This window comes from Salegentibacter salinarum (assembly GCF_900168115.1).
Classification (GTDB): Bacteria; Bacteroidota; Bacteroidia; order Flavobacteriales; family Flavobacteriaceae; genus Salegentibacter; species Salegentibacter salinarum.
The window spans coordinates 1-17,942 of record NZ_FUZC01000028.1 but is presented as its reverse complement, the minus strand read 5'-3'; the positions used below and the strand labels follow the sequence as shown (position 1 = coordinate 17,942).

The following is a 17,942-nucleotide window of genomic DNA, read 5'->3' as shown; positions in this document are numbered from 1 at the left end:
ATCCGCACGAAAGGAAAGATGCTTATCAAGCTTGGCCTGAACAAGTGGAAAGCGTGGGAATATGCCAACACGAGGAAAAGCTACTGGCATACAGCTAACAGCTTTATCCTCAAAAGGACTATTACCATCCACAGACTGAGACAGGCTGGTTACACTTCTCTTCTGGACTATTACCTTAAAGTTAGAACGTAAATTAGGGAACCGCCCAGTACGGAACCGTATGCTGGGTGGTGTGGGAGGACAGGTAGGGAAATAATCCTTACCTTTCTACCCGATCGGTAAAGTTTAGATGAAATTAAGCCCGTCAATGTCCCGTCCAGCTCTTTCTGATTCTGTTTACAGTATTTCCTGTACTATTTCTTTTCAATTGTCTTCTTTTAATTGTTTCTTAAGGATTGTTAAACCTTTGGTAAATCATAATTTTTGAATAATAGTCCTATTTCCCCTCCGTTAATAAGGCAGAACTTAAAACCAGTTTTATAACGAATAATTACTTGCGCAGGATGCGCTAATCAAATCTATTAATTACTAACTATTGCGAAAGCAACGAAAAACTAAAAACTTATGAATTTGAAGTATTTATTCAAAACAGGAATTTTAATGTTATCAATGGGACTTCTGGTCTCATGTTCAGATGACGATGATGATGTGGATACCGGCGAGCCACAACCAGACACTTATAATACCGAGGTATATCTTACCGATGCCCCAATTGATAATGCAGAAGTTGAAGGGGTATTTATTACGGTTACCGGGGTTAGTGTAAATGGTAATACTATTGAAGGTTTCGAAAAAACCACTGTAAATCTTAGTAGTTTACAGAATGGTGAAACCGAATTACTGGGAGATGTGGAACTGGAAAGCGGAACCACTTCAGAGATTAGTCTAACCTTAGACAATGAAACAGATGCTTCAGAGGAAGCACCGGCTAATTATGTATTAACCAGTGGTGGTGAGAAAAATGCTCTGGCTACTTCTTCAGGCGAAATTAGTATTACCGATCAGGTGGAAATCCAGGAAAATGACGATAATGAGATTATTTTAGATTTCGACCTTAGAAAATCTATTGTTACAAATTCTGCCGGAGAATATCAATTTGTAAATGATAGTGAATTAGCGCATAGTATAAGAGCTGTAAATAGTCTTGAAGCAGGTACAATTACCGGTACAGTAAGTGATTTTGGAACTACAGAATCTGAAACTATTGTAGTTTTTGCTTATGAAGATGGCGCTTATAGCGAAGATGAAACTTTGGCCAATGGGGAAGGAGTGTTATTTGCCAACGCCACAGCAAGTAGTAAGGTAAATGATTCTTCAGGAGAGTTTGAAATTCATTTTGTAGAAGAAGGTGAATATGAACTACGTTTTGTTTCTTTTTCAGATGAAAATGCCGATGGTGAGCTGGAACTAGAAGGTGAAATAGAAGCTACTACTACTTCAGAAATAGATCTTTTAGGTTTCTCTGTAGGGGCAAATTCAGAAGTAGATTTTGATATTCTACTGGTTGGTTTACTGGACCTTTAAAATCCCGGGAATTGAATGATAAAACCACCTTCGGGTGGTTTTTTTGTTTGATTCAAATTATAAAACTTTGAATGAGAATTTGCGGTAAGCCTTTTTCTAAATTGTTTCATTTATTTAAAAGCTGATAGATGTCAGGTTTAGTTTCTTTTGAGAATAACTTAAAAGCATAATTCTTTTATTAACTTTATTTTTGCCTAACCAATTTACAAACTATGAACAAAGGAATTTATATTGCTACGCTGGAATCTCACAGCGGAAAATCTATGATTTCGTTAGGACTAATGAGAACACTTTTAGGAAAAATGGTAAAAGTAGGATACTTCAGGCCTATTATAAACGATGTTCCGAAAGGCGAAAAAGACAATCACATAGATACAGTTTTAAGTTATTTTGATTTAAAAATCCCTTATGAAGATACTTTTGCATTTACCCGAAGTGAGGTAATTCAGAAAACAAATGATGGAAAATCGGGGGAGATTATTGATACTATAATTACCAAGTATAAAAAGCTGGAAGATGAATTTGATTTTATCCTGGTAGAAGGTAGCGATTTCTCTGGAGAGGGTAGTGTTTTTGAGTTTGATGTAAATGTGGTAATCGCTAAAAATTTAGGGATACCGGTTATAATTGTAGTGAGCGGTCAATTTAAGAGCTGGGAAGAATTATTAGGAAACCAGCAAATGGCCTATCGTGCGTTTAGAGATAAGGAAGTTCAGGTTATTGCTATGGTTAGCAATAAAATTCAGGAAGAGAACCTGGAGCCTGCAACAACGAATATGCGCGGATTTTTACCGCAGGAAGTTGATGTATTTGCAATTCCGTTAATCGATACACTTAACAATCCTACTTTAAAAGAAATAGTAAAAGCACTGGACGGGACGGTTTTATTTGGGCACGATTTTCTTGATAATCAAACCGGGAATTTTGGAGTTGGCGCCATGCAGCTTAGAAATTATCTAACTACTCTAAAAAATGAAAGCTTAGTAATTACCCCAGGGGATCGTGCCGATATTATCTTAGGCGCATTACAAGCCAATATTTCTAGCAATTACCCAAGAATTTCAGGAATAATTTTAACCGGTGGTTTAAGGCCGGAAGAATCAATTTTAAAACTAATTGAAGGTCTATCTGATATTGTTCCTATAATTTCAGTTCAGGAGGGAACTTTTGCAGTGACTAATAAAGTAGGTGCCATAAAGTCTAATATCTATGCTGATAGTATTCAAAAAATACAAACTACCATCAGTATTTTTGAACGCTATGTATCTTTTGATCCGCTGGTAGAAAAACTTACCAATTATAAACCCCAGGGTAGAACTCCCAGGATGTTTCAATATGATTTGGTAAAACGTGCCAGACAAAGTAAAAAGCATATTGTCCTGCCAGAAGGTACCGATGAACGTATACTTGCAGCAGCAAAACGCCTCATTGATATGGATCTGGTAGAACTTACTTTGCTGGGAGATTTTGATACGATTCAGAAAACCGTCGCTAAAATTGCACTAGATCTTGATTTTTCAAAAATAAATATTGTGGATCCTGTAAACTCTCCAAATTTCCAGGATTATGCTGAAACTTTTTACGAATTAAGAAAGCATAAAGGTGTAAATATGGATATGGCGAAAGACCGTATGAGCGATGTTTCTTACTACGGGACTATGATGATTTATAAAGGTCACGCAGACGGAATGGTATCTGGTGCGGCACATACCACCCAGCATACAATTTTACCGGCCTTGCAATTCATAAAAACCAAACCAAATGTTTCGGTTGTTTCTTCTATATTTTTTATGTGTTTAGAAGATAGAGTTTCAGTATTTGGAGATTGCGCGATTAATCCTAATCCTACTGCGGAAGAATTAGCAGAAATCACCATTTCTTCGGCAGAGAGTGCTGCGGCATTCGGAATTGAACCAAAAATTGCGATGCTTTCTTATTCTTCCGGAACTTCAGGAAAAGGTGAAGATGTAGACAGGGTAAGAGAAGCTACGGCTATAGTTAAAGAACGAAGACCAGATCTTAAAATTGAAGGTCCAATTCAATATGATGCGGCAGTAGATATTAGTGTAGGAAAAAGTAAGTTACCCGGTTCTGAAGTTGCAGGTCAGGCCAACGTCTTAATTTTTCCCGATTTAAATACCGGAAATAATACTTATAAAGCTGTACAACGAGAAACCGGCGCTTTGGCCATAGGGCCCATGCTTCAGGGCTTAAACAAACCGGTAAACGATTTAAGCCGCGGGTGTACCGTGGCCGATGTTTACAATACAGTAATCTTAACTGCTATCCAGGCACAAGGAATTTAATTCAGAATGAAACCAGTATAATGCTGGACTCAAAACCAAACAAATGAAGAATATTTTAATTATAAATTCAGGAAGTTCATCTTTAAAATTTCAATTAATACAAATGCCATCAGAAGAAGTTTTAGCGTCAGGAATGGTTGAACGTATAGGATTGGAAGGTTCAAAACTTCATTATAAAACTAAAAATGAATCAGTTTCTGAAGAACTTTCAGCAAAAGATCATGCTATAGCATTAAAAGCAATCACAGATCTTTTAATGGATTCTGAAAAAGGAGTAATTAAAAATGCTGAAGAAATTCCGGCTATTGGGCATAGGGTAGTTCACGGTGGGGATAGTTTCTCAAAAACCATAGTGATAGACGAAAAGGTTAAGGCTAAGATTAAAGAATATTTTTCCCTGGCACCTTTGCATAATCCTCCAAACTTAAAAGGAATTGAGGTTGCAGAAAAACTATTTCCAAACGCGACCCAGGTAGCGGTTTTTGATACGGCATTTCATAGAAGTATTCCTAATGAAGCTTCGCAGTATGCTATTCCTATTGAACTTTCTGAAAAACATCATATTCAATTATATGGATTCCACGGCACCAGTCATAAATATGTGACTGAAAGAGCAATTGAATATTTGCAAAAAGAGAATTCGAAAATTATAAGTATTCATTTAGGAAACGGGTGTAGTATTACGGCGGTAAAAGATGGAAAAAGTATGGACCATTCGCTTGGTTTTGGACCGGTTAACGGACTTATTATGGGAACCAGGAGTGGAGATATAGACCAGTCTGTTATTTTTTATCTGGTAGAGCAATTAGGATATTCAGCACAGCAAGTAAGCGATATTTTACATAATAAAAGTGGGATGTACGGCCTTACCGGTTATAGCGATCTTAGAGATATTGAAGAACAGGCCGAAAAAGGAAATAAACAATGCCAGTTAGCCCTAAATATGAATGCCTACCGAATTAAAAAATACGTTGGTGCTTATACGGCTGCAATGAATGGGGTAGATGCCCTTGTTTTTACAGCGGGAATTGGAGAAAACAGCGATGTTATTCGCAAGTTGGTTTGTTCAGATATGGAGTTTTTCGGAATTAAATTGGATGAAGAGAAAAACAAACAACGTCTAAAAGAATTAAGAACTATAAATGCTGAAGATTCAAAAGTTCAGGTTCTGGTGATTCCGACGAATGAAGAACTGGAAATCGCACAACAGACTTATAACCTGGGGATTTAATACGTAGTTAGTTATATAAGGTATTTGCTTACCAGGAGTAATCTTTCCTGTAAAGCTTTAGATTTATGCTTGTGAGACAATAGGGTATTTCGCAAACTTCCGTCTGTTAATACTTGAAGGGTTTGATGCAGCTGGTTGAAAAAGCGCCTTTCCATTTCCGTACAAATTTGTCCCGATTTTGGGTTGGTATTCTTGCTTAAATTCTGCTGCATTTTAAGCACTTCTTTTTTGCATTTTAATAAAAGTTGATCCAGGTATTCCTGGTCTCTTGCTTCTAAAATATGCCGGTCTAAATCGTCTTTCAATGCTTTTTTATGATTGTATAAAGACTTAAACAGTTTCTTTAAAAAGATTTTTTTGGTTGTTAGAATACAATGTTTATAGTATATCGCGGCAGTATAATTAGCAATATAATATTTTTCCAGGTGGTCTACTTCAGAAGGTTTCCTCAACATCATTTCCTCTCTTTCCTTTGTAATACATTCCTTAATTGGAAGTAGTAAGTATTTGTAATGAATTTACAGGAAAACTGAAAAATTATCTGTTAAATAAGATTAAACAATTATTAAAAGATACTTAATAGTTTTAAGGAATCCCAATGGGATATGACGCGGGACATCTTAGTCGAAGTTTATTCTACAGAAGCTTTTAAAACGTTTGCTAGCTGTGTATCTAAATCTGCATTGTATTCTAAATTACTCGCATCTTCATTTGTAATCATCGCATAAAATATGCAGGCACTTAAGAATGCTCCTAATTTAGAAGGATGTATGTCATCTTCTAAAATTTTAATTTTTGGGTTATTCTCAGAAACTTTGTAAAATATGTCACCATGCTTAGATAACTCAAGGGAATTTTCTTTTGCGAGAGCGGCATAGTTTTCATTAATAAGTGTTAGGTACTGTAATTCATTAACCAATTCGGGAGAACAATATCTTTCATCTCTATTAAATGAATCTCCTAGCATAAATCCAGAATAGCAATATTGCTCCGGATACTCCACTTTTCCAGTCCAGGTATTGAATAAGATATATCTGGAGTTATCATTATCATTTAATTTTTTTATTTGTTTTATAGCCGGATCAGTTTTGTATTTTCTTGATTCCGGGATTAAAACGGCAACGGTACCAGTTTGCTTTATAATGATATCCCATTTTTTCTCCTGAATTTTCTTTTCGGTTGCGGTTGTATCACCTTCTTGTTTTAGCCGGGTCCTTATGTGATCTTCCGATGATTCTTCAATTATATTATCCAGATGTTTACTTAAAGAGATCCCTGGAAATGTTATTTGATCTATTTTAATATTGGAATTAGTTTCATTGAGCATTTTTTGCAGCATCTGCGGCATATCATTATAGTAGGTCAGGCTATTTCCCACGAATAAAACATTTATTTCTTTGGTATTGTCCTTTTTTTTGAATTACATCCCCAAATAATAATGAATGTTAGTAATAGTAAAATTTTTCTCATACTGTCTTATTCTATAACCGGCTTTTTTGCATTCTTTTTATAAAAACTCTCTATTTTACTATATAATTCAAAAATTTCAGGATGCGATTGAGCCGTAGGAGTGCGTACGGAAATACTCTCATAAGTTATATTATTTTTCTTTAAAAAAATTATTAAACCATAACCATCTAAAATTAATCGATTCTCCGGATATGATTCCTGATGACTTTTATTCCTTTCCCAATTTTCAACAAAGTTATCCACGATCTCTACTATAGAACTACCGTTTTTAATAATTAAAGTATCGGTTTCATATTCTCTATAATTTTCTCCAATTTGAATAAGTTTTCTAAGACCGTCATTTTCCTCTTCTGTAACTATTTTTTTCATTTTTAAGTAATCACTGTTACTAATATTAGTTCTGGAGATCTCTTTATGGATAATTATTTGAGTGTTTTTTTCTGACTTTTGATAAGCAATTTTATAATTTTTATAATTGGTAAAGAATATTCTTAAATCGTACTGTTCTTCTTCCTGACAATTTACGTGTATACAACAGAACAATGTTGCTAACATTATTAAGCTTTGTATTTTCATTTTAAGACTGGATAATATTTAAGTAAATGGTTTACATCCAGCCTAAAATACACCATTAAAAGGATATGTTTTTTAAAAAATAATGGTCTGGTATTCTTTCTGAAAAAGATGAGGAATCAATAGTATGAAGTAATATCTGAATACAGACTTTACCTAAAAAGATCTTTATACTCCACAAAAAAAGCTTCCATTTGTTCCATATTATCATTTAGGAATTTCATCGCTTCCGGCCATTGGTTACGACTGTGGATGCTTACATTTTCTAGCTGAACGCAAACCCGGGAAATTATTTTTTCTTCAGGAAGTTCGTATTCTTCTTCAAATTTTACATCGGCTAGATATTCTGAAGTTAGGATTTTTTTAAGCGAAAGCAGCTTTTCAAAATAATATGCACGAATCAGCGGATCTTCATCTATAACATCTAAAGAAACCTGGGCAAATTTTCGGTTAAAAGTAAATTTTAATTCAAGCTCTTTAATCCCGGTGTTATAAAGTAACCATTTTCTGCGAAAAACGATGCCAAAGCTCGTCCAGAACTGCTGTCTTAATTTTTTGCTTTCGGCTTTGCTAAACATATTAGATAAAGTAGGCGAGTAGAATTCCGCCAACAATTACCGCCAGCTTGGAAAGATTGAACTTATGATTTTTAGAAGCTTCGAATAAAATAGTAGTTGAAACGTGCAGAAAAATACCAATTACCAGCGCATTAATATAAATTGAAATATCCTGAAGTAAACTGAATTGCGATTTAAAGAAGCTTCCCAAAGGCGTCATCAAAGCAAAAACCGCGAGGAACAATCCGATTTTAATTTTACTCAAATTAGAATGAATAAGAAAAACCGAAAGAATGGTAGCAACCGGAATTTTATGAATCACGACTCCGTGTAGAATATGATCGCCTTCATCCATAGGAAAACCTTCCAAAAAGGCGTGGATGCTTAAACTAATTAAAAGTAAAATGGGGAATTTTTTCATTCCTTCCTGGTGATGCAAATGCCCGTGTTCAACTCCTTTTGAAACAAATTCCAGGATTATTTGCAGCAGCAAGCCCAGCATAATAAAAATACCAACTTCCTCGGTCCCGTTTAAATACACTTCGGGGAGTAATTCAAAAATGGTAACCGCCAGGAGATACGCACCACTAAAACTAAGCAGCAATTTAAAACCGACTGAGGAGGAGGGTTTTAAGAAAATGGCGATAAGATAACCGGCAAATACAGAGAGAAGGGGTAAAATATAGATCATTAATTAGCTCAAAAATAATTAGTAAAAATACCCCGGGACACGCCTCAAGGCCTTTCCCGAATTTAATCGGGATTGAAAAATAAAAAATTAACACCAGCACAACGATTCCCAATCCTTGTTTTAGGAGTTAAAAAGTTAAGTCGTAAAAGCATTCGCGAAATTTCAGCATCCCCAGCCGGCAATACTAATATTCAGCAAAATTACCCTATTTTTGTGGACTGTAAAAAACCGATATGGAAAATAATTTTAAAATGATTGCCAAGACTATGTATGGTTTTGAGCCAGTTTTGGCTAAAGAATTAATGGCACTTGGCGCTATGGATGTTAAAGAAGGAACCAGAAATGTAAGTTTTGTAGGCGATAAAGGCTTTATGTATAAGGCTAATTTATGCCTTAGAACTGCAATTAAAATCCTTAAACCATATCAAAGTTTTAAAATATTTTCAGAAGAAGATCTTTATAAGAAGATTTACGAATTACCCTGGGAAGATTTTATGGATGTAGATGACACCCTGGCTATTGATGCCACGGTACATTCAGAAACTTTTACGCATTCCCAGTATATTTCCTTAAAAACAAAAGATGCTATTGTAGACCGGTTTCGGGATAAATTTGATAAAAGACCCAATGTAGATCTTGATTTTCCAACTTTGAGAATTAATATCCATATTGAAAAGAATTTTTGTAATGTTTCTTTTGATTCTTCTGGGCAGTCTTTACACAAACGTGGTTATAAAACTGCGACCAATATTGCGCCGATAAATGAAGTATTGGCTGCGGGAATGTTATTGCTTTCAGGTTGGGACGGGCAGTGTGATTTCCTTGATCCTATGTGTGGGAGTGGAACTATATTAATTGAAGCCGCAATGATTGCGTGCAATATTCCGCCAAATTTAAACCGAAAAGAATTCGCTTTTGAACGTTGGAAAGATTGGGACGAAGATCTATTTGAAAAAATTGAAGAATCTGTGCTAAAAAAAGTACGGGAATTTCATTTTACAATTCAAGGGTATGACACCGCTCCTTCGGCAGTTCACAAAGCCATAGATAATGTTGAAAATGCTAATCTTACTGAATTTATAAAAGTAAAAAGACAGGATTTCTTTGCATCTGAAAAAGAAGGCGAAAGGCATTTACATATGTTATTTAATCCGCCGTATGGCGAGCGATTAGAGATTGATATGCCAAAATTTTATAAAGAAATTGGGGATACGCTGAAACAAGCATACCCGGGAACCGATGCCTGGTTTATCACTTCTAATCTTGAAGCAATAAAACACGTTGGCCTAAGACCTTCCCGAAAAATTAAGCTCTATAATGGTGCGCTGGAATCTAAATTATTGAAATACCAGATTTACCAGGGATCGAAGAAAGCGAAGTTTCAAGAGTAGGAATTTGAATAAATTATTATTGCGCGGAGTTATTTCTCTGGAAGCTTTTTAGGAACTCGCTAGCGGTCATTACCGGAAGACAAGATTTCTGAAAATCCTTTCCATTTCTGGCAATTATAATTTCACATTCTGATGAAGCAATTGCACTAAAATACTGAAGAGAATCACCAAAATCTTTGAAATCTGAGTTAAGTCCTTTTTCGATTATTCTTCATCAACTTTAGAACTCTCACATAAAATCTTGAGTTTACTGAGTTTTTCCTTTGCAATTTTTGGGGACTCAAATTTGGATAGAAAGTAGGTTACGGTTTCAAAAGATATAAGTAATACTATTAAGATGATACATCCTATATCTGCCAACGTTGCAAGTTGCCCAGCAGGTTATAAAAAGATTCTCTTTCTCCCAGTAAATCCCGAACTATGTTAGTATCTATAAAAATTCTCCTGCACATTTATATTTTTGCAATAAGTGATCAGAATATTCCATTTTACAGTCTAAATCGGGTGGGAGCTTTTTTCCGGTAGAAATACTTTTTACGAAAGGAGAAATCTCCAAATTCTCGTTACTTTTTTATTCGTGAGCTTTAAAGTGCCTTTTGTATTCATAGCTCTATTATTATACGTGTTAATTTAAGAAATTTATCCGTGTAAAATAAAGAAGAAGAATTTCAGCATTTTCTATTTCTTATAAAAAGGAATCAAATAACTAATGGTGTAGCCATAACCAACTCCAATATTACTATCGTCGTAGGTTCGGTTAAAGCCTGGAATGGCGAGGTTGTCAAAATTATCTGGTGTACTTTGAAATAACCTGCGTTTCAGCTGAACGTTAAAGGAAAGAAATAAATTATTAAGCACTTCAACTTTAATCCCCGCAATCAATTCAACCCAATTCGCGGTTAATCCTGAATATTCTATGGTTTCAGAACGAATATCCGGTTCGAAAAAAGGATTGGTGGTATAGATTCGATATTCTTCAACATCTTGTGTGAAGGTTGAAAATCCATACCGCGCCCCAACAAAAATCAGGTTTTCCATTCCTGTCCAGTTTTCGTACGCATTATAATCAACACCAAGTTTTACATAACTTCCGCGAGAAGTAAGGCTAATATTGTCTTCAGAATAGCCAATACTTTCATTTCCTAATTCCGCGGCAGCGTAATAATTTTTATACACCCTGTAATCACCTAAAATCTCAAAACCGGAATAATCATCCTGAAAAGCCGTTCTTAAAAGTTTGCTAATATCGACGCCAGCCCTAAGCCCGAATTTCTCACGGTTGGCCAGGCTATCCTGTACCGTCTTTTCCTGTACAGTTGTTTCCTGACTTAACAATGGAGCAGCAAGGAGTAGGAATAATATGCTAAAAAAATATGCTGATATGTGATTCTGTATCATCTTCAATATTGGGTTCATCTATAATATAAGAATCTATCCATTCGTCTTCTTCCCCGCCTTCAATGGTTAATTTTAGGCTATTATAAATTACTTTATAAGCACAAGCCCGGTTAACATAAACTTCTTCGGTGCCATAGGTAAAGGTTAAAGTATCGGTATCTGGTGTAAATTCTGGATCTTCCTCATCTTCTTCCGCATCATAAAGGGTAAAAGTATAGGTGGTAGTATTTTGATCTGTCCTTAGCGGAATTTGAATGGTATCAGGATTTATTCTTCGATATAAAGTCTTTACAGAATCGGCTACCATAGACCTTACGCTTAAGTTGGTAGGTCTTTTATAGCTCTCCCTATCATCTACATCATAAAAACTCAATATGAGCATAGGTGTAGTTTGGGTGCTTTCGGGACAAATATCGTCGCGCTGGCAACCCATAATGAGCATTAGAAAAACTACACTCGCTGCAAGAATTTTTAAATAACTTTTACTCATTTATTTTCTTTCTAAACACACAACATTTTCTACGTGATGAGTTTGCGGAAACATATCTACCGGTTGTACCCTGGTAACCTTATAATATTCATCAAGCATAGATAGATCCCGGGCCTGCGTGGCAGAATTGCAACTCACGTAAACAATGCGCTCTGGCAATATACCAATTATTTGAGCAATTACATCTTTGTGCATCCCGTCTCGTGGCGGATCGGTAATTATAACGTCTGGCTGGCCGTGATTATTGATAAATTCTTCAGAAAAAACTTTTTTCATGTCGCCAACAAAAAACTCGGCATTGTTAATCTGATTGCGTTCAGCATTTTCTTTGGCATCAAGTATAGCTTCCGGAACAACTTCAACTCCAATTACTCTTTTAGCTTTTTTTGCTACAAACTGAGCGATAGTGCCGGTCCCTGTATATAGATCGTAAACTATTTCGTCTCCCTTTAAATCGGCAAAGTCACGGGTTATTTTATACAATTCATAAGCCTGAGCCGAATTGGTTTGATAAAAAGACTTGGCGTTTATTTTAAACTGAAGTCCTTCCATTTGCTCAAAAATATGGTCGCGGCCTTTATAACAAATTACTTCCTGGTCGTAAATAGTATCGTTTCCTTTTTCATTTATCACATACTGTAAGGATGTGATTTCAGGAAACATTTCTATTACCGCATCTAATAATAATTCCTGCTTTTCTTTGTTTTCGTAAAAAAACTGGATTAAAACCATAATTTCTCCGGTAGAAGAGGTGCGAATCATTAAAGTTCTTAATAGGCCTTCCTGTTTCCGGGCATTAAAAAAGCTAAGACCATTAGATGTAGCAAATTCTTTTATGAAATTTCTAATCGCATTGCTGGGATCCTCCTGAAGGTGGCACTTTTTAATATCCAGGATCTTATCCCACATTCCGGGGATATGAAAGCCAAGGGCATTTTTATCGTCAAAATCTTTTCCGCTATTTATTTCTTCGGGAGTTAACCATCGGCTATCGCTGAAGGAAAATTCCATTTTATTTCGGTAAAAATATATTTCCTTACTTCCTAAAATCGGGGTAACCTCTGGCAGCTCTACTTTACCAACGCGAACAAGATTATTTAAAACTTCGTCTTGCTTGTATTCCAGCTGATATTCGTACCCCATATTTTGCCATTTGCAACCTCCACAGGTTCCAAAATGCTGGCAAACAGGTTCTACGCGTTTATCTGAAAATTGATGATAATTAACCGCCGTACCCTGGTAGTAAGATTTACGTTGTTTTGTAGTTTTTATATCGGCCACATCGCCGGGAACCACGTTGTCTATAAATATCACTCTACCATCTGGAGATTTCCCGATTCCTTTTCCTTTTCCGCCGGCACCGGTAACTTCTACGGCCTCAAATACCTTGTTTTTATTCCTTCTTCCCATAGCGCAAAAATAGAATAATTGTGAAGATTTATTCCCTGTGTTCTTAAAAATTCCCACAAACATTTAGTAATTTGCGAAAACTTAAATAATGGATGATTTCTCTCCCCTGTGACCTTATTTTAAAGGAAGAGGCACAAAAGAAGGAATTATAGAATTATTGATTTTTAAAAAAAAATTGAACATGTCTTTACCAAAAATTACATCTTCAAAAGAAGCTATTGAATTAGAAGACCAATACGGTGCTCATAATTATCATCCGTTGCCTGTGGTGCTTAGCCGCGGCGAGGGTGTACACGTTTGGGATGTAGAAGGAAATAAATATTACGATTTTCTTTCAGCCTATTCTGCCGTAAACCAAGGGCACTGTCATCCAAAAATAGTTGATGCCCTTTGTAACCAGGCGGCTACCTTAACGCTTACTTCAAGAGCTTTTCATAATGACGTATTAGGTCCGTATGAAAAGTTCGCTACTGATTATTTTAAATTCGATAAGTTACTGCCTATGAATACCGGGGCAGAAGCTGTTGAAACTGCGATTAAAATTGCGAGAAAATGGGCTTACGAAAGAAAAGGAGTGAAGGAAACTGAAGCGCAAATAATTGTTTGTGAAAATAATTTCCACGGAAGAACAACTACGATAATTTCTTTTTCTAACGATGAAGGTGCAAGAAAGAATTTTGGACCCTATACACCCGGATTTATAAAAATCCCTTACGATGATATTGATGCGCTGGAAAAAGTGTTAAAAGAAAATGATAATATCGCAGGTTTTATGGTAGAACCTATTCAGGGAGAAGCAGGGGTCTATGTGCCTTCTGAAGGCTACCTGAAAAGAGCCCGTGAACTTTGTAAAGAAAATAATGCTTTATTTATTGCTGATGAGGTTCAAACAGGAATTGCCCGTACAGGTAAATTGCTTGCCGTAGACCACGAAGAGGTTAAGCCAGATATGCTTATTTTAGGAAAAGCAATTTCCGGAGGGGTTTATCCGGTATCTGCTGTTTTAGCAGATAATGAAGTGATGGAGGTAATCCAACCCGGACAACACGGTTCTACTTTTGGTGGAAATCCATTAGCAGGGGCTGTAGCTACAGCTGCTCTTGAGGTTATTCGAGATGAAAACTTAGCTGAAAATGCTGAAAAACTAGGAAATCTTTTTAGAAGGTTACTTAACGATTTTATTCGCGACTCTAATATCGTAGAATTAGTAAGAGGTAAAGGTTTATTAAATGCGATTGTAATTAACGATTCTGAAGACAGTTCTACTGCCTGGGATATTTGTATGGCACTAAAAGAAAACGGACTTTTAGCCAAACCAACCCACGGTAATATTATTCGTTTTGCTCCACCATTGGTAATGAACGAAGAGCAAATTAGAGATTGTGTGAATATTATTACTACTACGCTAAAGCAATTTGAGAAATAATTATTCATCAAGTAGATAAAACGGAAAAGCCAGCTGTTTCAGCTGGCTTTTTATTATTAAAAGAAAAAAAGGTAATTTGAATGGTATTATTTCCGTCAAACTGGTTTCAGCTTCTAATATGATTTGATGAATTAAAATCTTAGATCCTTAAATAATCCCGAACCTTCGGGACAGGATGACAATTAAATGACTTTTTAAATAGCCGTTTCCTTTTTATTCAAAATCAGTATTTATTGATTTTGCTCAATTTCTCTTAATATTTCCTCCTGCATCTCATAAACTCCTTCTATTCCTCCATACATGATAAACGTTACAATAGTACTTATTAAACTAATAGCGCTTAGGATAAGGCCAATAATAGCAAGGATTTTTCCGGTTTTTACGTTTTGGTAGCCGGTATATAATTCAGGTTGGGCATTATAGATTTCGGTAGCCCTTTTAGCCATTACAAGTGTAATAATTCCGAAGATAATTCCCAGAACTCCATAACAGCAGCATCCTATAATTGAGAGAATACCGAAAATTAATATTAAAGTTGAATTTGGTAGTTGTTGTCTTTCCATAAAGATTGGTTTATTGGGTTAGTTGTATTAATTGATTCATTTTTATTAAATAGCTAATTAGCATTACCGCCCCGCTCATAATAATAAGCGTGATTTTTATTAGAAAATCATATTTAAATTTTACAAAAAGATTCAGGATGAGAAAGGCAAGTAAAAACAGAATAGGATAAATGGCAGGAAACATCAAAAATGCCTGGGTAAATTCTGCTTTAAAAACAAGTAATAAGGCACGTTGCCCTCCACAGCCAAAACAATCTACCCCAAAGAGGCTTTTATTAAGACAGGGCAACATAAAATCTTCCATAATTAATTTTTAATGCTAATCTTGCTGGTGAATTCCATATTTTTAGAAGAAATTAGTTTTAGGACATAAATAGCATCTTGTAATCCCGAAGTAGGCAGCGTATAATTTGCAGTTTCCATTGGTATTGTTTTATTATAAATCATTTGTCCGTTAAGATCGTATAATAAAATTTGTCTTATATCGGTTTCAAGCATTTGAATCTCCAATTGTGCCTTTAAATTATTTTGAACAATCAGGACTTCAGGAATTATAAAATCTAATTCTTCTTTTGGTAATTCAAATTGCAAATCATCTTCTTTTTCCTCAATAAAACTAATAAAAAATCGATTACTATAGTTTCCTTTTGGTAAATCTATTGAAAATTTGTCGTTATTTAATCGAAAATAAGATTCTACCTCAGCATCAAAAATATACACATCTTCATTCTCAAATTCCCTGAAATCATCAAGCTGAAAGCTTAATTCAGCATCTTCTGCTAAATTAATAAGAAGCGGAATTTTATCGTTTTTTCTAAACGGTCTTACCTGGAAATTATATAAAGCTTCTTCAATATTCCAGCCCACATCATTTTGCGAAACTCCATAAACCTTTGCATCCATCGCCCAATCATAATCTTTAGAAGAATCTTCTCTAAAAGCTAAAAGTAGGGGGCGGGTGTACAGGTTATTGACAATTATATTGAGTTTTAAAAGTGGAAACTCACTCCTCTGCTGATTTTTGAATTCTGAAGTTTGTGAATTTTCCTGCTGAAACCTTCTTTGTGAACTTCTAAAATGAATATATCCATCGTTCCTTCCGTTTAGCATAAAACCTTGTGCAATGGGAGAGTATTCTCGAGCAATTTCACCACCGGTTTCCCCAGAATTCCCGGTTTCTTCGCCGGCGCCATTATATATTTTAAGGACTGCCGGAACATACGCATTTGCCCCCGGAGAGTAAGAAGCGTAACCACCTTCATAGTCTTTCAGATGGTGGGAATCACCGTTTTCACGAGAATCCCAGAAATAAGCGATACCCGTACTGGCAGGATTTTCCATTAAAAAGCTTTGTAAATGTAGGGCAGAAGGAAAAGGCTTTCCCACCAGCACATTTTGGTCATTATTTATTGAAACTTTTATTTCACCGTCATTGGGTAAACCTCTAAAATCGTATCGCTGCTTATTGTCGGGATTGTTTTCCACCCCGTTAATGATTCTATTGTAAGTCCCATTTACGCCTTTCATGGTAAAACCTTCTCCGGGCGCAACATCAAAATTAACACCTACATGTTGCCAATAATTATATTCTCTACCGGAATATTTATAAATCCAGCGCCGGGAAATTCCGAATGGGTTGGATGTGCCTTCTAAGCTGCCTGTAACCCGCGTGGGGTTGCTATTAGTTATACTTTTTGGTTGAAAGAAAATTGCTCCAAATTGTTTCTGACTAATATTATCTTTTACCGGAAGCACCCAGTAATTATAATCGAAAGCATGGGAAGTACCTTCCTGGAAAACCGGGATTAACCCGTTTCCTGAATTGAGGTTTGTACTTTTTTCTCCCTGCAATAATTGAGATTCCTTCCGTAGATAAATGCTCGCTTCAGTATCAGGAGTATTGTTCTTTTCTAAATTGATATCGTCTTCAACATATAAAAAACGATCGCTAAGGTAAATATAGGAATCTCCTGAATTTGAAGGCAAAATGTGCAATTGTGCATTTCCGTAGTAAAAAGAGAAAATAAAAGCTAAGAAGTATATTTGCCTCATAATTCCTGTAACTTTGCAGAAAATACAAGAACCGTTATTTTAAACATTTTACAAATAAGGGATAACAGGTAAAAAAATGAATAATTCTCAGGTAATAAATTCAATTTTAATAGTAGTAGGTGGCGCACTTTTAATCTACGCGATTGCTGCTGAAGATGCTCATGCTTACTTTAAAATTGGCGGACTCATAGTAATTATGCTTGGACTCTACCGGGCTACAAATTTTTGGGTGGCAACCAAAGACGATCACAAAGAAGATGAAAATAACGAGTAATGGAGCTGAAAAAAGGAGATAAAGTGGCGGTTTTAGATGATGTGCTGGAAGGTTATGTACTAAAAACCGAGGCCGGCACCGTTTATATTGAAACCACCGATGGTTTTGAAATGGAATTTTCTGAAGGAGAATTAGTAAAAATTGAAACTGCCATTGAAACTTTATCTGATGATATTGATTTTGAAAAAGTTTTAGCTGAAAAAAAGTTACCTCCAAAACCTAAATCGCAACGTATAAAACCTAAAGAAAGGAATCTGCCTCCAATGGAAGTAGATTTGCATATTGAAAAACTTACCACTTCATCCCGTGGAATGAGTAATTATGATATGCTGAACCTTCAGATGGAAACAGCAAAACGGCAAATAGAATTCGCAATGAGAAAACGAATTCAGAAAATTGTGTTTATTCACGGGGTAGGCGAGGGAGTCTTAAAAGCCGAGCTGGATTTTTTATTGGGTCGATACGATAACCTTAAATTTTATGATGCCGATTACCAGAAATATGGTCTCGGTGCTACAGAAGTTTATTTCTTTCAGAATGTTTAATCTTCTATATCAGTTTCCTCATCCTCATTATCCTCATCCTC

General features: G+C 35.6%; 18 protein-coding genes. 7 read left to right on the top strand and 11 right to left on the bottom strand.

Annotated elements, in window-relative coordinates; genetic code table 11:
- Positions 1–570: 570 nt before the first annotated feature.
- The 3 genes from B5X53_RS18500 to B5X53_RS18490 all read left to right on the top strand — a co-directional run bounded on the left by B5X53_RS18500 (position 571) and on the right by B5X53_RS18490 (position 5,061).
- Entirely contained in the window at positions 571–1,524 is a 954-nt protein-coding gene (locus tag B5X53_RS18500; RefSeq protein ID WP_157822117.1) for a DUF4382 domain-containing protein, read from the top strand.
- A 212-nt stretch (positions 1,525–1,736) separates the two neighbouring features.
- Positions 1,737–3,830 (top strand): phosphate acetyltransferase, encoded by a 2,094-nt coding sequence (gene pta, locus B5X53_RS18495; protein ID WP_079714691.1) that lies wholly within the window; start codon positions 1,737–1,739, stop codon positions 3,828–3,830.
- 43 nt (positions 3,831–3,873) lie between these two features.
- The gene (locus B5X53_RS18490; protein ID WP_079714690.1) at positions 3,874–5,061 is read left to right on the top strand and encodes an acetate/propionate family kinase; all 1,188 of its coding nucleotides are present in this window, start codon (positions 3,874–3,876) and stop codon (positions 5,059–5,061) included.
- An 11-nt stretch (positions 5,062–5,072) separates the two neighbouring features.
- Here B5X53_RS18490 and B5X53_RS18485 read toward each other — a convergent pair whose 3' ends face one another.
- The 5 genes from B5X53_RS18485 to B5X53_RS18465 all read right to left on the bottom strand — a co-directional run bounded on the left by B5X53_RS18485 (position 5,073) and on the right by B5X53_RS18465 (position 8,352).
- Positions 5,073–5,519: a hypothetical protein gene (locus B5X53_RS18485; protein ID WP_143533289.1), complete on the bottom strand. Its 447-nt coding sequence runs from the start codon at positions 5,517–5,519 to the stop codon at positions 5,073–5,075.
- A 173-nt stretch (positions 5,520–5,692) separates the two neighbouring features.
- Positions 5,693–6,388 (bottom strand): DUF4886 domain-containing protein, encoded by a 696-nt coding sequence (locus B5X53_RS18480; RefSeq protein WP_232764120.1) that lies wholly within the window; start codon positions 6,386–6,388, stop codon positions 5,693–5,695.
- Between the two features lie 149 nt (positions 6,389–6,537).
- The gene (locus tag B5X53_RS18950) at positions 6,538–7,086 is read right to left on the bottom strand and encodes a hypothetical protein (protein ID WP_101023094.1); all 549 of its coding nucleotides are present in this window, start codon (positions 7,084–7,086) and stop codon (positions 6,538–6,540) included.
- Positions 7,087–7,256: 170 nt separating this feature from the next.
- Positions 7,257–7,682 carry a DUF4268 domain-containing protein gene (locus B5X53_RS18470; RefSeq protein WP_079714687.1) on the bottom strand — a complete coding sequence of 142 codons (426 nt, stop codon included), beginning with the start codon at positions 7,680–7,682 and terminating at the stop codon, positions 7,257–7,259.
- A 1-nt stretch (position 7,683) separates the two neighbouring features.
- A complete protein-coding gene (locus B5X53_RS18465; protein WP_079714686.1) occupies positions 7,684–8,352 on the bottom strand; it encodes a ZIP family metal transporter in 669 nt (222 codons plus the stop codon).
- Between the two features lie 233 nt (positions 8,353–8,585).
- Between B5X53_RS18465 and B5X53_RS18455 the strand changes: the two genes are divergently transcribed.
- On the top strand, positions 8,586–9,743 hold the full coding sequence (locus tag B5X53_RS18455; RefSeq protein WP_079714684.1) for a THUMP domain-containing class I SAM-dependent RNA methyltransferase: 1,158 nt from the start codon (positions 8,586–8,588) through the stop codon (positions 9,741–9,743).
- A gap of 678 nt (positions 9,744–10,421) precedes the next feature.
- Here the strand turns inward: B5X53_RS18455 and B5X53_RS18445 are convergent.
- Genes B5X53_RS18445 through rlmD form a run of 3 tightly spaced genes read right to left on the bottom strand, consistent with a single transcriptional unit; the run spans position 10,422 to position 13,041 of the window.
- Complete coding sequence (locus B5X53_RS18445) at positions 10,422–11,141, bottom strand: DUF6048 family protein (protein ID WP_232764121.1); 720 nt, start codon at positions 11,139–11,141, stop codon at positions 10,422–10,424.
- Positions 11,107–11,631: a DUF6452 family protein gene (locus B5X53_RS18440; RefSeq protein ID WP_079714682.1), complete on the bottom strand. Its 525-nt coding sequence runs from the start codon at positions 11,629–11,631 to the stop codon at positions 11,107–11,109. The genes B5X53_RS18445 and B5X53_RS18440 overlap by 35 nt, the downstream gene beginning before the upstream one ends.
- The gene (rlmD, locus tag B5X53_RS18435; protein WP_079714693.1) at positions 11,632–13,041 is read right to left on the bottom strand and encodes a 23S rRNA (uracil(1939)-C(5))-methyltransferase RlmD; all 1,410 of its coding nucleotides are present in this window, start codon (positions 13,039–13,041) and stop codon (positions 11,632–11,634) included. It lies immediately after the preceding gene.
- Between the two features lie 181 nt (positions 13,042–13,222).
- Here rlmD and rocD point away from each other — a divergent pair, with 181 nt between their 5' ends.
- Positions 13,223–14,467 (top strand): ornithine--oxo-acid transaminase, encoded by a 1,245-nt coding sequence (rocD, locus tag B5X53_RS18430; protein WP_079714681.1) that lies wholly within the window; start codon positions 13,223–13,225, stop codon positions 14,465–14,467.
- A 230-nt stretch (positions 14,468–14,697) separates the two neighbouring features.
- On the opposite strand, the gene B5X53_RS18425 is transcribed toward rocD, so the two are convergent.
- Genes B5X53_RS18425 through B5X53_RS18415 form a run of 3 tightly spaced genes read right to left on the bottom strand, consistent with a single transcriptional unit; the run spans position 14,698 to position 17,082 of the window.
- On the bottom strand, positions 14,698–15,030 hold the full coding sequence (locus B5X53_RS18425; protein WP_079714680.1) for a CCC motif membrane protein: 333 nt from the start codon (positions 15,028–15,030) through the stop codon (positions 14,698–14,700).
- Between the two features lie 10 nt (positions 15,031–15,040).
- The gene (locus tag B5X53_RS18420; RefSeq protein WP_079714679.1) at positions 15,041–15,334 is read right to left on the bottom strand and encodes a DUF2752 domain-containing protein; all 294 of its coding nucleotides are present in this window, start codon (positions 15,332–15,334) and stop codon (positions 15,041–15,043) included.
- A 2-nt stretch (positions 15,335–15,336) separates the two neighbouring features.
- On the bottom strand, positions 15,337–17,082 hold the full coding sequence (locus B5X53_RS18415) for a T9SS type A sorting domain-containing protein (protein ID WP_079714678.1): 1,746 nt from the start codon (positions 17,080–17,082) through the stop codon (positions 15,337–15,339).
- Positions 17,083–17,158: 76 nt separating this feature from the next.
- On the opposite strand from B5X53_RS18415, the gene B5X53_RS18410 reads away from it, so the two are divergent.
- Complete coding sequence (locus B5X53_RS18410) at positions 17,159–17,356, top strand: hypothetical protein (RefSeq protein ID WP_079714677.1); 198 nt, start codon at positions 17,159–17,161, stop codon at positions 17,354–17,356.
- On the top strand, positions 17,356–17,901 hold the full coding sequence (locus tag B5X53_RS18405) for a Smr/MutS family protein (RefSeq protein ID WP_079714676.1): 546 nt from the start codon (positions 17,356–17,358) through the stop codon (positions 17,899–17,901). Before B5X53_RS18410 ends, B5X53_RS18405 begins: the two co-directional genes overlap by 1 nt.
- Positions 17,902–17,942: the final 41 nt, after the last annotated feature.